Origin of the sequence: Sorangium sp. So ce590 (assembly GCF_051521365.1) — a bacterium.
In the GTDB taxonomy this organism is placed as follows: domain Bacteria; phylum Myxococcota_A; class Polyangia; order Polyangiales; family Polyangiaceae; genus Sorangium.
Map to the genome: position 1 here is coordinate 7256505 of NZ_CP150346.1, position 15818 is coordinate 7272322.

General features: G+C 72.0%; 9 protein-coding genes. 8 read left to right on the forward strand and 1 reads right to left on the reverse strand.

Features of this window, described 5'->3' with window-relative positions:
- Window positions 1-265 precede the first annotated feature (265 nt).
- The 7 genes from WMF28_RS27070 (at window position 266) to WMF28_RS27100 (ending at window position 13329) form a co-directional block, all read left to right on the forward strand.
- Window positions 266-487, forward strand: coding sequence for a hypothetical protein (locus tag WMF28_RS27070; protein ID WP_437596212.1), 222 nt, complete (start codon window positions 266-268; stop codon window positions 485-487).
- 510 nt (window positions 488-997) lie between these two features.
- Entirely contained in the window at window positions 998-5731 is a 4734-nt protein-coding gene (locus WMF28_RS27075) for a multicopper oxidase domain-containing protein (protein WP_437596213.1), read from the forward strand.
- Window positions 5728-7713 (forward strand): YncE family protein, encoded by a 1986-nt coding sequence (locus tag WMF28_RS27080; protein ID WP_437596214.1) that lies wholly within the window; start codon window positions 5728-5730, stop codon window positions 7711-7713. Before WMF28_RS27075 ends, WMF28_RS27080 begins: the two co-directional genes overlap by 4 nt.
- Window positions 7710-8318 carry an SCO family protein gene (locus WMF28_RS27085; protein ID WP_437596215.1) on the forward strand — a complete coding sequence of 203 codons (609 nt, stop codon included), beginning with the start codon at window positions 7710-7712 and terminating at the stop codon, window positions 8316-8318. Before WMF28_RS27080 ends, WMF28_RS27085 begins: the two co-directional genes overlap by 4 nt.
- 7 nt (window positions 8319-8325) lie before the next feature.
- Entirely contained in the window at window positions 8326-9951 is a 1626-nt protein-coding gene (locus WMF28_RS27090; RefSeq protein WP_437596216.1) for a cytochrome c/ABC transporter substrate-binding protein, read from the forward strand.
- A gap of 55 nt (window positions 9952-10006) precedes the next feature.
- Window positions 10007-11908: a dihydroxy-acid dehydratase gene (ilvD, locus tag WMF28_RS27095; RefSeq protein ID WP_437596217.1), complete on the forward strand. Its 1902-nt coding sequence runs from the start codon at window positions 10007-10009 to the stop codon at window positions 11906-11908.
- Between the two features lie 89 nt (window positions 11909-11997).
- Window positions 11998-13329 (forward strand): formylglycine-generating enzyme family protein, encoded by a 1332-nt coding sequence (locus tag WMF28_RS27100; protein ID WP_437596218.1) that lies wholly within the window; start codon window positions 11998-12000, stop codon window positions 13327-13329.
- Between the two features lie 79 nt (window positions 13330-13408).
- Here the strand turns inward: WMF28_RS27100 and bluB are convergent, their stop codons facing one another.
- The gene (gene bluB / locus WMF28_RS27105) at window positions 13409-14083 is read right to left on the reverse strand and encodes a 5,6-dimethylbenzimidazole synthase (RefSeq protein ID WP_437596219.1); all 675 of its coding nucleotides are present in this window, start codon (window positions 14081-14083) and stop codon (window positions 13409-13411) included.
- A gap of 261 nt (window positions 14084-14344) precedes the next feature.
- Between bluB and WMF28_RS27110 the strand changes: the two genes are divergently transcribed.
- Window positions 14345-15280 carry an FAD-dependent oxidoreductase gene (locus tag WMF28_RS27110; RefSeq protein WP_437596220.1) on the forward strand — a complete coding sequence of 312 codons (936 nt, stop codon included), beginning with the start codon at window positions 14345-14347 and terminating at the stop codon, window positions 15278-15280.
- Window positions 15281-15818: the final 538 nt, after the last annotated feature.

A 15818-nucleotide genomic window follows, 5' to 3' on the forward strand; every position in this document is an offset into this window, starting at 1 on the left:
CGACCTCTCCCTCTTCAACATCGCTCCGGGATCATCCCCGTTGCCTTCCAACATCGCCGACGCGAAAATCGATGTCGGAGTAAAAGTCGCGTTTCAATCAAGATATCATGGCTCCGTCAAAGCAGAACAGAAATTTTCGAACGCAGGCGATTCTGGTGCGCCCCCGTGCGTCCATGTACGCTTGACGCCTGGTAACGCGCGCGCGCGCCTGGTAACGCGCGCCGCGCGCCGCGCGGCTGTAGGATGACCGCGGAGGAGGAGAGCCATGCCCACGGTCGCCGATCACGACGACAGCCTCCTCGCCGAGCACTACTCCAGGATGTTCGGGGACTACGACGCCAAGGTCGCCGAGCAGCGGGCGCTGTTCGAGCGCCTCGGCGTGCGCCCCGAGGGCCCCTCGGAGGCCATCGACCTCGGGGGCGGCTCGGGCCTTCAGTCCCTCGCGCTGGCGCAGCTCGGCTTCCGGGTGACGGCGGTGGACACCTAGGACAGGCCCCTCGCCGAGCTCGCCTCGCGCCGCGGGCAGCTCGCCGTCGACGTCGTGCGAGGGGATCCCCTCGATGCGCTGGAGCGCTCGGGGCGTCCCTGCGAGCTCGCCGTGTGCATGGGCGACACGCTCCCTCACCTGGACAGCAACGCCGACGTGGAGCGGATGTTCGCCGGCTGCCGCCGCTGTTCCACCGCTCGTTCCACCGCTCGTTCCACCTCTCATCGCTCTTCCAGCGGTATCCATTCTCCCGGCCCCCCCGGGCCGGACCGACGACACGATCCCGGTAAATCTCGTAATCCACGCGGGGCGACCGAGCCGGGCCAGACGCGACCAATTCTATTTGACGGCGATCTCACAAAGTCACAAAGTCGCTCACCCGGATTGCTATCCGGATTGCGCGGCCAGTCCACGGCGGACGGCCGCGATCCGGCGCAGCGGAGGCGCACGGACGCGCTCGGCGTCCAGGGCGAGGCGCGCGGACACGCGCATACCGAGGAGAGAACAACCTTGATCAGTCGGAGACTGCTCGGAGCTATCGGCTGGGCTGCGGTGGCGCTTGGCGTCGCTGGTTGCGGAGACCCGGGCGCCGAGGCGCTCGAAGAAGAAAGTCATGAATCTGCAGGTTCGGAGCTGAACGACCATCCGACGAGCGGCAGGACCGTATACGCCGATGTCGTCGCGCTCGATCAGGTCTACGTGTACAACCGATTCGGGTCCTTCAACCCCGCGGGGATGATCTACGCGCTCAAGCGGGACGTCGCGCCGATCCGGCCGCACGAGCCGCTCGGCCCGGGCAACGCGAGGTTGCGCCCGGGCAAGCGACCCAGGCCGCTCGTGCTGCGCGTGAACGTCGGCGACAGCCTGAAGATCAGGTTCACCAACCTGCTCAGGCCGGCGGACAGACGTCCTGACGACTCGACAAGGACAAGGAGCGCGTCGGTGCACGTCGCCGGGCTCGAGATCAAGGACATCGAGTCGCTCGGCGGCAACGTCGGGCAAGGGCCCGACTCCCTCGCCGAGCCCGGCGAGACGCGCGTCTACGAGCTGTTCGCCGATCGCGAGGGGACGTTCCTGATGCACAGCGCCGGCGCGATGGCCGGCGGCGAGGGGGACGGCGGACAGACCGTCCTCGGGCTGTTCGGCGCGGTCAACGTGGAGCCTGAAGGCGCGGTCCCGTACCGGTCGCAGGTCACGGCCGAGGAGCTCGCGGCCGCCTCGCTGCCCGCGCCGAACCCCGACGGGACACCCAGGATCGACTACGACGCGCTGGACGAGGACGGCGAGCCGATCCTCAGGATGATCAACGACCATGACGAGATCGTTCACGGCGATCTCAACGCGATCATCGCCGGCTACGAAGACAGCCAGCTCGACGGCCGATCCCCGGTGGCGAGAGGCCGGTTCCGCGAGCTCACGGTGCTGTTCCACGACGAGCTGAAGGCCGTCCAGGCGTTCGCGGAGCTCGATCGAGACGAGACCTTCCACGGCGTGCGCGACGGATTCGGGGTCAACTACGGCTCCTCCGGGCTCGGTTCCATCCTCCTCGCCAACCGGGCGAGGCTCGGCCCCAGCAAGGAGTGTGTCGAGTGCAAGTTCGAGGAGTTCTTCCTGAGCTCCTGGCCCAACGGCGACCCGGCGATGCTCGTCGAGCGCGACAGGCGCGGCAAGGCGAAGCGGGCGCTGTTCCCGGAGGACCCCTCGAACGTCCATCACGCGTACCTCGGCGACCCCGTCTGGTTCAGGAACCTCCACGCAGGGCCGAAGGAGACGCACGTCTTCCACCTCCACGCGCACCAGTGGCAGAAGGCCCCGAACAACGAAAACGGCATCACCCTGGACTCGCAGAGCATCGGCCCGGGCGCGGCCTTCACCTACAACATCAACAGGGGCGGCAACCGCGTCCTGACGCCCGGCGACGCGATCTTCCACTGCCACCTGTACCCCCACTTCGCGCAGGGCATGTGGGGGCTCCTCCGCAACCACGATGTCTTCGAGGCCGGCACGCGCGACCGGTTCCTGCCGGACGGCGAGATCGAGGACGGGACGCCCACGCCCGCCGTCGTGCCGATCCCCGAGCTCGCGATGCCGCCCATGCCGACCTACAAGCCCACCGTCGTAAAGCTCCCCGGCGGCGGCAAGGAGGTGCGGAAGGCGATGCCGGGGTATCCGTTCTACATCGCTGCCCTGGAGGGCCACAGGGCCTCTCAGCCGCCGCTCGACATCGCCGTCGACGGCGGGCTCCCGCGCCACGTCATCACCAGCGTGCCGCCGGACGGCGCGGTGTTCGGCAGAGACGGCAGGTTCGATGTGGACCTCGAGGAGGCCAACCTCAAGCTGCTGCCGAACGAGGGGACGCCCGAGGAGCGAGCGGCTCAGGACTTCCATTCCGGCAGGTTCCCGGGGGCCACGTCCGTCACGACGACGGACGGGTTCCCCGCGAAGGCCTATCCGGCGTTCACGCCGGAGGGCGAGCCGTCGCAGTTCGCCGTCAACGGCCAGCCGCCGGCGCCGGGCGCGCCCTACGCGAACCCCTGCCCCCCGAACACGCCGGAGCGCTTGTACCGGAGCGCCTTCATCCAGCTCGACGGCGTGGTCAACCGGCGCGGGTGGCACGACCCGCAGATGCGCTTGATGGTCCTCGAGGACGACATCGAGGCCACCCTGTCGGGCGCCCGGCCGCCGGAGCCGCTGTTCATCCGCGCCAACTCGGGGGAGTGCGTCGTCTCCGAGGCGACGAACCTCATGCCCGACGCGGTGGCACAGGACGCGTTCCAGATCTTCTCGCCGACCGATACCGCCGGCCAGCACATTCACCTCGTGAAGTTCGACGTCACCTCCTCGGACGGCTCGGCCAACGGGTTCAACTACGAGGACGGGACGTTCGCGCCGCAGGAGGTGGTCCAGCGCATCGCGGCGGCCAACAACCGCGGCGGCGCCCTGGCCGCGGACGGCTCGGTCGAGGAGCGCGGCGCCCGCGTCGCGCTGACCGCGCGGCCGCACCCGCGCATCCACAGCAAGGTGCTCGGCCTGCAGACCACGACGCAGCGCTGGTGGGCCAATCCGGTGGTGAACCAGCAGGACCAGGATCGCACCCTCAACACCTCCTTCTCGCACGACCATTTCGGCCCCTCGTCGCACCAGCAGCACGGCCTCTACCTGGCCCTCGTCATCGAGCCGACCGGCTCGGTCTGGCGCGACCCCGAGACCGGGACCGTGTTCGGCTCGCGCGCCGACGGCGGTCCCACGAGCTTCCGCGCCGACATCCTCCCGCCGGCCGGCTCGACGCAGCGGCCCTTCCGCGAGTACAACCTCGCGCTCGCCGACTTCGCCCTGCTCTACGACGAGTGCGACGATCCGGTGAACCCGCCGACCACGCAGGAGGCCCCGCTCCCGCTGGCGGTCGACCACCGCGACGTCCTCGCGCCGGAGGTGATCTCCGCGGCCGATCCCGGCGGCGGGCTCATGAACTACCGCAACGAGCCGATCCCGCTGCGCATCGCCGAGCGCGACTGCCGGACGGGCCTCGTGAAACAGAAGCGGGGCGAAGAGGGCGAGATGCACAACGTGTTCAGCTCCCACGTCCACGGCGATCCGTACACGCCCGTGCTCGCGGCGCACGAGGGCGACGACATCCGGGTGCGCCTCGTCCAGGGCGCGCAGGAGGAACAGCACGTCTTCACGGTCCACGGACAGAGGTGGTTCAAGGAGTTCAGCGATCCGGACAGCGGCTACTCGAACGGTCAGCCCATCGGCCTCTCCGAGCACTTCGAGTTCGGGCTCACGCCCCCGGTGTCCGCGCGGGGCGACAGCGGCCCCGGCGACTACCTCTACCAGAGCGCGCCCACCGACGACCTGTGGGACGGGATCTGGGGGATCATGAGGGTGCGGCCGCGGAGCGACCCGGCCCTGCTGCCCTTGCCCGAATCGCCGGGCGCGCCGCGCGGGATGCGGCGCTTCCGGACCTGCCCGGAGGGCGCGCCCGTGACGAGCTATGTCGTCCACGCGATCACCGCGAAGGGCAACCTGCCCGGCGATCGCCTCACCTACAACGAGAGGTTCGATCTCTACGACCCCGACGCCATCCTGTTCGTCCGCGCCGAGGATCTGCCCGACCTCCGCGCCGGGCGCCTCGCCCCGGAGCCGCTCATCCTGCGCGCCGCGGCCGGCGACTGCATCCAGGTCACGCTCGTCAACGAGCTGCCGATCCAGCTGCCCAAGACGCCGCACTGGAACTACAGCCCGCCGATCGTCGACGGCTTCAACACGAACCAGGTCAGGCCATCCAACCACGTCTCGCTCCACCCGCAGCTCGTCGCCTACGACGTCAGGACCGACGACGGCGCCAACGTCGGGTTCAACGAGGAGCAGACCGTCGCCCCCGGCGACTCCCGCGAGTACACGTGGTATGCTGGAGAGTTCTCCCAGAAGGACGGCAGGTGGGGCCCCGTCGAGCCCCGGGCCGTCGAGTACGGCGCCATCAACCTCAGGGACATGGCCGACGTCGTGAACCACGGCATGCACGGCGCCGTCGGCGCCCTCATCATCGAGCCCCAGGGCGCCACCTGGCGCGCCGATCCGGGCACCCACGCGCAGGCGGAGGTCACCTTCAAGGATTACTACGGGTACACGCGCTCGTTCCGGGAGCACGTGCTCGTCTTTCAGGACGAGGTCGCCTTGCACTCGGGCGACCCGCGGTTCCAGTGCCTCGATGCGGGTCTCAACTGCGGTACCGCCATCCGGAACTACGACGGCGAGGACGACTCGGAGGACACGGGCCACGAGGCCTTCAACTACCGCACCGAGCCGTTCTGGGGGCGGCTCGGGATCAGGCCCGAGCTCGCGAGGGTGCTGCTCAACGAGAAGGACCTGAGCGACATCTTCAGCTCCCGCGTCCACGGCGACCCGGCGACGCCGATCTTCACGGCCCGCGCCACGCAGAAGGTGCGCGTGCGCGTCGTGCAGCCGTCCGGCCACCGGCGCCAGCACGCCTTCAGCCTCTGGGGCGCGCAGTGGCCGCACAACCCCTTCGCCAAGGGGGAGCGCTCCCGCCGCATCGGAGAGAACCCGGAGGTGCTGAACATCGGAGTCGAGGCCCCCATCAGCGCCATGACGCACCACAACCTGGTTCCGTTCTCCGGAGCCGGCGGGAGGTTCGCCGTCCCCGGCGACCGGCTCTACCTCGATCAGCCGAGCTTCAAGGTCTCGGACGGGCTCTGGGGCATCTTCCGGGTGGTGCCGTGAGGCCCTCGAGCGCTTCGCGCCGCCTCTCGCTGGCCGCAGGGCTCCTCGGCGCCGTCGTGGCGCTGGCCTGCGGCCGGCGGGAGCCGCCTCCCCCACCCCCCGAGCCGGCCCCGGCCCCCGTGGAGGCCCGCGGGGAGGGCGAACCAGGTCCGGACGCGAGCCGGGTCGAGCGAGATGGGCTGTCGATCGCCTTCGAGCTCCGGCCGCTCCACGGCGCCGGAGGGCGCCCGGAGGCGCGCTCCGACGCGACGGCCGTCTTCACGATCACCGACGCTGCCACGGGCGCGCCCGCGCGCGACCTGTCGCCGCTCGCGTGGATGACGAGGCGCGCGGGCGCGCCGCCCGACGAGGCGGGGTGCCAGGAGAAGATCAAGAGCTTCATGGGCGGGCTCATGGCCGTCCGCCCTGACGTGGACATGAACGCTTACCTGCTGTGGACCCAGAACGAGGACAACACGCTGTCGGTCATCAACCCGCAGCTCGCGTTCAATCGGAGCAAGCTGCGCAGCCTCGTCACGCTCGCGGCCGGCTCCACGTCGGTCGCGCTCCACCCGGACGGGAGCCGCCTCTACGTGACGCTCCAGAACGGGCGAGGCCTCGCCGTCGTCGACACGAGGCGCAGCCTGGTGGCGGCCAACGTGCCTGTCGGCGCGGCGCCGATGCGCATCGCGGTGGCGCCGGACGGGCGCACCGTGTGGGTCGGAAACGACGGCGACGGGACGGTCAGCGTCGTCGACGCGCGCGTGGCGGAGGTGCTGAAGACGCTGCAGGTCGGCGCCGGACATCACGAGATCGCCTTCTCGCACGGCGGGCGCACCGCCTGGATCACGAGCCGCGACGCCGACGCCGTCACGGCCGTGGACACCGGCACGCTCGAGCCCGTCGCCGAGATCGAGATCGGCGAGGGGGCCGCCGCCGTCGCGGCGAGCGACGCCGCCGGCGCCGTCTACGTGGCGAACGAGGCCAAGGGCGAGGTCGTGATCCTCGACGCCGAGCGCCGCGCCGTCGCCGGCCGTATCGCGGTGAAGGCCGGCGTCAGCGCGATCCAGTTCGCGCCGGGCGGCCGCTTCGCCTTCGCGCTGAACCCCGCGAAGGGCGAGGTGTCGATCCTCGACGCCTCCGTGGGAGCGCTCGCGCACACGCTCACCGGCTTCGCGAGCCCCGACGCGATCACCTTCACGAAGACGTTCGCCTACGTGAGGAACCTCGGCGAGAGCAGGGTCTCGCTCGTCGAGCTGCCCTCCCTGGAGCGGCCCGGCAAGCCGGCGGTCGTCGAGGTCCAGGTCGGCCAGGGGGCACCCCGGACGGCGAACGGCGTCGGGAGCGCCGCGCCGTTCGCCGTCGTGCCCGACGGCAACGGCGCCATCGTCGCGAGCCCGGCCGACAAGGCCCTTTACTACTACGTCGAGGGCATGATGGCGCCGATGGGCACGCTCTCGAACTACGGGCGAGAGCCCCGCGCGGCGCTCATCGAGGATCGCTCGCTCAAGGAGGTGCAGCCCGGCGTGTACGCCACCACGGTCCGGCTCGGCGACGAGGGCGCGTACGATGTCGAGCTCCTGCTCGGCGGCCGCCGCCTCGCCGCGTGCCTCGAGGGGACCGTCGCGCCGTCGGCCGTCCCGGCCGAGGACCGCTCGCCCGGGCTCACCGTCGAGCCGCTCTTCGACGGCAGCGTCGATATCGAGGTCTCGAAGCCGGCGACGCTGCGCTTCCACGCGAGGCCGAAGGCCTCGGCGCCGCCCCTCGAAGCCAAGGAGATGAACGTCATGATCTTCCAGTTCCCGGTCGGCTTCCGAGACATCGTGCGGCCCCGCGCCGAGCCGGACGGCGCCTTCTCGGTGACGTTCACGCCCCCCGAGCCCGGCCAGTACCGCTTCCTGGTGGAGGCCGAGTCGCGCAACGCCCCGCTCGGCGCGCTGCCGTTCGTCGATCTCCACGCCGGCTCGCCCGGCGCCGCGCCGGCGGCGGGAGGCGGGCGATGAGGCGCGCCGCGCCCCTGCTCGCGGCGGCGCTCGCGCTCGCGCTGCCGTGCGCGAGCCCGGCCGCGGAGCCTGTGCCGGACCGGACCCGCGCCCGGATCGGCGCCTCGCCCGCCGGCGACGCCGCGGCCGCGGCGTACTTCACCGACACGGAGCTCGTCGATCAGGACGGGCGCGCGCGGCGGTTCTACACCGACCTCCTGCGCGGCCGGAAGGTCCTCATCCACTTCGCCTTCACCTCGTGCAAGGGCGCGTGCCCGACGATGGCGGCGAACCTCGCGCGCGTGCAGGCCCTGCTCGGCAAGCGCGCCGGCAAGGAGGTCGCGATCCTCACGATCACCGTCGACCCCGTGAACGACACGCCGAAGGTGCTCAAGCGGTTCGCCGCAAAGTTCAGCGCGGGCGACGGCTGGCGCTTCCTGACCGGGACCCCGGACAACGTGGAGAAGGTCCTCGGGCGCCTCGGCGGGCTCACGAAGAAGCCGGACGAGCACACCTCGACGCTGCTCATCGGCGACGTGACGACCGGCATGTGGCTGAAGACGGTCGCCACCGAGCGCCCCGAGACGATCGTGCAGCTCGTGGATCACATCAACGACAAGCCGTGAGGTGCATGTGGGTCATCTCGTGACGAAGCGGCGGCGCCGCGCCCTCGCCGCCGCGCTCTCGGCGCTCGGCCTCGCCGCCGCGCTGAAGGGCGCCGCGGCCGTCCGCGACGCGCCCGCGCCCGCCCCCGACGACGCGGCCTCGTGCGCCGAGCTCAGCCCGGCGGCGCTCCGCGGCAGGCGCATCTTCCACCACGGGGCCCTCGCCTCGGGGGAGCCGGTCGAGGGGCGCCTCGGCGCGAGCGGCGCCGCGCTGCACGGCAAGGCGGCGGCGTGCGCCGGCTGCCACGGCCGGAGCGGCGACGGCACGTCGGAGGGCGGCGTCGCGGCGCCGCCGCTCACCCCCGAGCAGCTCTTCGCGGCCGATCGCGCGGGGGGCGCCTACACCGCAGAGACGCTCGCGTCCGCCGTTCGCGACGGGAGGGCGCCGGCGGCGCGGGACCTTTACCTCGTCATGCCGCGCTACCGGCTCGACCGCGCGCAGCTCGACGATCTCTTCGCTTACCTGCGCTGCGTCGGCCGCGACGCCGATCCGGGCGTCTCGCTGGAGGCGCTCCGGCTCGGCGCCGCGCTCCCGCTCACCGGGCGCTTCGCGGCGGCGGGCGCCGCGGCCCGCGACGTGCTCGCCGCGGCGTTCGCGGAGGTGAACGCGCAGGGCGGCGTGTTCCGGCGGCGGCTCGAGCTCGTTGTGGCCGACAGCGAGGACACCCTCGACGGCGCGGCCGCGACCTCGCGCCTCCTCGACCAGCGGGTCTTCGCGCTGGTCGGCAGCGTGTGGAGCGGCGACGGCGACGCGGCGGCGCGCCTCGCCGCCGACGAGGTGCCGCTCGTCGGACCGCTCGGGTCCGGGCTCCCTGCCTCGGACCCGGGCGATGGCGTCGTGTTCCATCTCCAGCCCGGCCTCGACACGCTCGCGCGCGTCGCCGTCGCGCACCTCGCCGGCGCCCCTGCGCCCTCCGGCGCCGGGGCCCTGCTCGTCGTCCATCCGGCGGGCCCGCGCGGGGACGCCTTCCTCCGCGGGGCGCGCTCCGAGGCGCTGCGGCGCGGCCTCGCTGCCCCTGTCTCGCTCCCCTTCGAGCCCGGCCGCTTCGACGCCGCCGCGGCGACCGACGCCGCGGCGCGGCTGCGGCCGCGGGCCGTCCTGCTCGTCGGCGAGGGAGACGAGCTCTCCCGGTGGCTCGCGGCGCCGTCGCCCTCGGCGAGCCCGCGCCCCGCCCTCTACGCGCCCGCTTTCCTGATGCCGCGCGATCCCGGGTCGCTCCGGCTCGCCGCCGCCGCGCGGCTCCTGCTCGTCCATGCGAGCCCCGCCGACGACGCCGAGCGGCTCGATCTGCTCTCGCTCGCCTCGTTCCTCGAGCGCCACCGCATCCCGCCGCGGCACACCGCCTTCCAGGCGAGCGCGTACGCCGCCGCCCGCGTCCTCGTCGAGGCGCTCAAGCGCGCCGGCGCCCACCTCACCCGGCCCGGCCTCGTCGCGGCGCTCGAGGGGCTCCGGGGCTTCGATCCCGGCCCCGGTCCGGCGATCACCTTCGGGAGGAACCGGCGCGTCGGCGCGTACGGGGCGAGCCTCACCGGCGTCGATCCGGCGTCGAACGACGTCTCGCCCGTGTCCGCGTGGGTCGAGGTGGTCCCCTGACGCCGACACCGCCTGTCGGCTAGGCGCGAAGGCTGGAACGGAGTAGGTTCCGGGCATGGCCGGATACCGCAGTCGTACATCCACCCAGGGACGCAACATGGCAGGGGCGCGCGCGCTATGGCGCGCCACCGGCATGAAGGACGCGGACTTCGAGAAGCCGATCGTCGCCATTGCCAACAGCTTCACGCAGTTCGTTCCGGGGCACGTCCACCTCCACGACGTGGGGCAGCGGGCGAAGAAGGTCATCGACGCCTCGGGCGGGTGGGGCGTCGAGTTCAACACGATCGCGATCGACGACGGCATCGCGATGGGCCACGCCGGCATGCTGTACTCGCTGCCGAGCCGGGAGCTCATCGCCGACAGCGTCGAGTACATGGTCAATGCGCACTGCGCCGACGCGCTGCTCTGCATCTCGAACTGCGACAAGATCACGCCCGGCATGCTGCTCGCGGCCATGCGGCTCAACGTCCCGACCGTCTTCGTCTCCGGCGGTCCGATGGAGGCGGGCAAGCTCGTCGGGACGCACGACCGCGACGGCAAGCCGCTCGTCCGCAAGCTCGACCTCATCGATCCGATGATCGCCGCGAGCGACGAGAAGGTGAGCGACGCGGATCTCGCCGCGATGGAGCGGTCCGCGTGCCCGACCTGCGGCTCGTGCTCCGGCATGTTCACGGCGAACAGCATGAACTGCCTCAACGAGGCGCTCGGGCTGGCGCTGCCCGGCAACGGCACGCTGCTCGCGACGCACGCGGCGCGCTGGGGGCTCTTCGAGGCGGCGTCGAAGCGCGTCGTCGAGCTCGCGCAGAGGTACTATGTCGACGGGGACGCCTCGGTGCTGCCGCGGAGCATCGCGACGTTCGAGGCGTTCGAGAACGCGATGGCGCTCGACATCGCGATGGGCGGCTCGACGAACACGGTGCTCCACCTCCTGGCGATCGCCCGCGAGGCGCAGGTGGACTTCAAGATGGCGGACATCGACCGGATGTCGCGCAAGGTGCCCAACATCTGCAAGGTGGCGCCGTCGTCGCACTACCACGTCGAGGACGTGCACCGCGCGGGCGGCGTGCTGACGATCGTCGGGGAGCTCGACCGCGCGGGGCTCATCCACCGGCAGGTCGGCACGGTGCACGCGCGCACGCTGGGCGAGGCGATCGACGAGAACGACCTCCGTCGCCCCACGGCGGCGGCGGCCGCGAAGAAGCGCTCGCTCGCCGCGCCGGGCGGCGTCCCGACCACGGTCGCGTTCTCGCAGGACAAGTACTTCGCCGACACCGACGACGACGCCCAGAAGGGGTGCATCCGCGACGTCGATCACGCGTACAGCCGCGAGGGCGGCCTCGCCGTGCTCTACGGCAACATCGCGGCGGACGGCTGCATCGTGAAGACCGCGGGCGTCGATCCCGAGATCTGGAAGTTCGAGGGGCCTGCGCGGGTGTTCCAGTCGCAGGAGGCGGCGTGCGACGCGATCTGGGACAACCAGGTCGGCTCGGGCGACGTGGTCGTCATCGTCTACGAGGGCCCGAAGGGCGGCCCCGGCATGCAGGAGATGCTCTATCCGACGTCGTTCCTGAAGGGGAAGGGCCTCGGCAAGGCGTGCGCCCTCATCACGGACGGCCGGTTCAGCGGCGGGACCTCGGGCCTGAGCATCGGGCACGTCTCGCCCGAGGCGGCCGAAGGCGGGACCATCGGGCTCATCGAGGAGGGCGATCGCATCCGGATCGACATCCCCGCCCGGACCATCGATGTCCTCGTCAGCGACGCGGAGCTCGAGCGCCGCCGCCGCGCCGTCGAGGCGCGGGGCGCCGATGCGTTCAAGCCGAACCGTGACCGGAAGGTCTCCCCTGCCCTGCGGGCCTACGCGCTCATGGCCACGAGCGCCGCCAACGGCGCTGTCCGCGACGTCAGCCAGATCGAGCCCGGCCGGCGCGCAGGCGACGCCGCCGCCCAGCGCAAGTAGCCGAGCCCGGTGCTGTCGAGTCGCCGCGTCCGCGTCGATCCACCACCGACGCGACGACGCGGCCCGCCGGGTGACGTATCATGGCGTACATGAGACAATTGGTGCTCCTCGTGTCCGTCTCTCTCGTGTCGGGTTGCAGCCCGATCATCCGTGATTTCTCCGGTGACCACGGGGCCGGGAGCGGCGGAAGTGGGTCCGAGGGCAGCGGCGGCGACGGCGGCGTCAGCAGCACCAGCACCAGCAGCAGCACCAGCGGCGGCGGCGGTGACGGCGGCGGCGCGACGGGCACCTGCGTCGACCCGGTGGAGGACTGCCCGCCGGCGCAGAGCGCCTGCATCGAGGTGGCGTGCGGCGAGGGCATGTGCGCGGAGCTGCCGCGGCCGGCGCGGACGCCCTGTGGATCGGACGGCGGCGCCGCGTGCGATGGCGCCGGGGCCTGCGTCCTGTGCGAGGGCGGCACGGCGTGCGGCGAGTGCGGGGAGCCGGGTTGCCCGAACACGTGCGGCTCGCCGGACGTGCTGGCGATGCCTCGGAGCTGCGCCGGCGGCGGGCCGGGCGCCGGGGACAGCTGCGGTCCCGGCGAGGCGAGCTGCTGCGGCAACAGACTGGTCCCCTGCGGCACGTACCTGATGAGCTACGACGGTGAATCGAGCACGGATGACTCGTTCCCTGCGGCCGTCAGCGATTTCCGCCTCGACAGGTTCGAGATCACGGTGGGGCGATTCCGGGCGTTCGTGGAAGCCGGGCGGGGCGTGCAGGAGAGCCCGCCCGCGATCGGGGCTGGCCGTCACCCTCACGTCGACGGCAGCGGGTGGATCGCCGGATGGAACCAGCGGCTCGCGCCGAACACCGCGATGCTGAGATCGGCGCTGCAATGCAATGGTGATCGCCTGTGGACATGGACCGACGAGCCGGGAGCGAACGAGGAGCTCCCGATCAATTGCATCACCTGGTTCGAGGCCTTCGCGTTCTGCTCGTGGGACGGCGGCCGCCTGCCCTCCGAGGCGGAGTGGAACTACGCGGCCGCTGGGGGCGACGAGCAAAGGCCGTATCCCTGGGGCTCCGGGATCGACGGCGCGCGCGCCGCCTATGGGTGCACCGGCGACGGGAGCGCCGCGGGAGATTGCGCGCTGAGCGACATCCTGCCGGTGGGGTCGAAGCCGACCGGAGACGGGCGATGGGGGCACTCGGACCTGGCCGGCAACCTGTGGGAGTGGACGATGGACTGGTGGCGCGACGCGCTCCCCACGTCGTGCATCGACTGCGTGCATCGCGTGGACGGCGAGCGCGACGCGACGCGGGTCACGCGCGGCGGGAGCTACCGTGCGCCGGCGTCGGACCTGCGCGCGGGCAACCGCGATTACAGCTACCCCTTCGACCGGGTCAACAACATCGGCGCCCGCTGCGCGCGGGACCTGTAGCTCCGCGGAGCGCCGCGCTCGCCTCGCTGCCTGCGCGCCCGCCGCGCTCGCCTCGCCCACCGGCGCGAGCGCGCCGCGATCACGGGCCCCTTTCGCCGGCCGCGGCGGCCTCCTCGGGCCAGGCGTTCTCGGAGACGAGCTCCGGGAGCGGGCGCCGCGCTGCCCAGCCGCACGCCTCGAGCATGGGGCGATCGTAGAACGCCCCCACGTGACCGACGCACAGGATGGCGAGCGGCCTGCTGCCCGGCGGCATGCCGAGCAGCGCGGCCAGCCCTTCCGGCTCGAAGAGCGATACCCATCCCACGCCGAGCCCCTCCGCGCGCGCCGCGAGCCACAGGTTCTGGATGGCCGCGGCCACCGAGGCGACATCCATCTCGGGCAGCGTGCGGCGGCCGAACACGTGCGCCTCGCGCCCCGCCATGAGGCCGGCGACGAGCAGCTCGCCGCACTCCAGGATGCCCTCGACCTTGAGGCGCATGAACTCGTCCTCGCGCTCCCCGAGCGCGCGCGCCGTGGCGAGGCGCTCCGCCTCGACGAGCGCGTGAATGTCGCGCCGGAGCTCCGGCGCCGTGATCCGCACGAACCGCCAGGGCTGCATCATGCCCACGCTCGGCGCGGCGTGCGCGGCCGCGAGCAGCCTGGCGAGCGCGTCGGGGTCCACCGGCTCGGGCAGGAAGTGGCGCATGTCGCGCCGCTCGTGGATGGCGCGATACACGGCGGCGATCTCCGGATCGTTGAAGCGGTGGCTCGACATGGTCCCTCGCGCCGCGCGCCGAGCCGCGGGACCGCGGGACCGCGGCGAGCCCGGCGCTGCGGACCGGGACTGCGTAGCACCGTCCGTGCGCGGCCGCGTCAGCGCGCGCGAGGCGCAGACCACCGCGGCCGCGCGGCGCCGTCCGGGGCGCGGCGCGCGGCGGCGCGGGACGGCTGACCGCTCGGCTTCGATCGCCGGGCGCGGCGTGCGATCTCGACGCAGGGAAGCAGCGTGCTAGAGCGCGCGGCCGTGGAGTCATCGATGAGACAGGCACCGGCGCGGCACATCACCGTCGTGGGCGCAGGGGTGATCGGGTTGACCACGGCGGTCGTCCTCCAGCGCGACGGGCACCGCGTGCAGGTGATCGCGGCGGAGCGCGGCGAGCGCACGACGTCCGCTGTCGCGGCCGCGCTGTGGCACCCGTTCGCGGCGGACCCGCCCGAGCGCGTCAACGCCTGGTCGCGGGCGAGCCTCGATGAGCTCACGCGCATCGCAGGGGAGCACCCCGAGGCGGGCGTGGATCTCCTGACCACGCGCGAGGCGTCGGACCGCACGCAGCTGCCCTGGTGGGCCCCGAGCGCCCCGGACCTCGCGCTCGAGCCTGGGCCGCACCCGCTGGGCGCGCCGTACAGCTTCCGGTTCACGGCGCCGCGCATCGAGCCGTCGCTGCACCTGCCCTGGCTGGAGTCGCAGCTCCACAGCCCGGTGCGCATCGAGCGCGTGCAATCGCTCGCCGAGGTCGAGGGCGACTGCGTCGTGAATTGCACCGGGCTCGGGGCGCGCGCCCTCACCGGCGACGGCGAGCTCCTCGCCCTTTACGGCCAGGTAGCCCTCGTCGAGCCAGGCGAGATCCCCCTAGATGTCGCACTGGGTGACGAAAGGAACGAATCCGCGCTCGTCTATGTCGTCCCGCGGCGTCGCGAGATCGTGATTGGCGGCTGTGTCATTCCGTCCCCCGACGACCGCCCGCTGACGCCCGACCCCGAGCGTACTGACGCAATGCTCCAGCGGGTGCGCGCGGCCGGTCTTCGACCAGGCCGCTTGCTCGGAGCGCGCGCCGGCCTGCGCCCGTATCGGAGCGCCGTGCGGCTCGAGCGCGAAGGCCGCGTGATCCACAATTACGGCCACGGTGGCGCGGGGTACACGCTGGCGTGGGGTTGTGCCAGCGAGGTGAGCGCGATGCTGCGGCACGTCTAGAAGGAAAAGCGAAACAAACGGCTCCCCTGCACGTTTTCGACGGTGTCGGCATGCTCAGCGCCACGCCTCCGGGCCGGCTCCGCACAGGCAGCCAAGCCGCGCGCTCCGCTCACGTGGCCAGCCACAACGGCGGCGAGAACCACGGCCACCGCGACCTCTGTGAAAGCCGCCCAGCAGAAGAGTCCGCTTCTGGAATCCAGCCAACCAGAAGCCCAACGCATTGCTCCGAAAGTCTCGTTGTGCTCCTGTTGCGAGGCTGCTAGATTGGATTCGTGCTCGTCTGCGAGCAACTCCCGCCTTCTCTCGCAGCGGAAACGCCCATGGCGCTCCCTGTTCATTCGAGAGAATGGCCGTGGAGGACCTCGCTCTGGAGATCGCCGGCCGCTGACGACCTCTCGGTGCGATCCCTGGAGCGCGGTCCCGAGTGGTCGAACGTTCGCTTGCGCTCGCTCCGGCGTCCATCGTCCGCTGTCACAAGAGTGAAGATCCGAAGCTTCCCCCGGGAGTGTTGAACGCCATGAACAACGACGAGAATCGA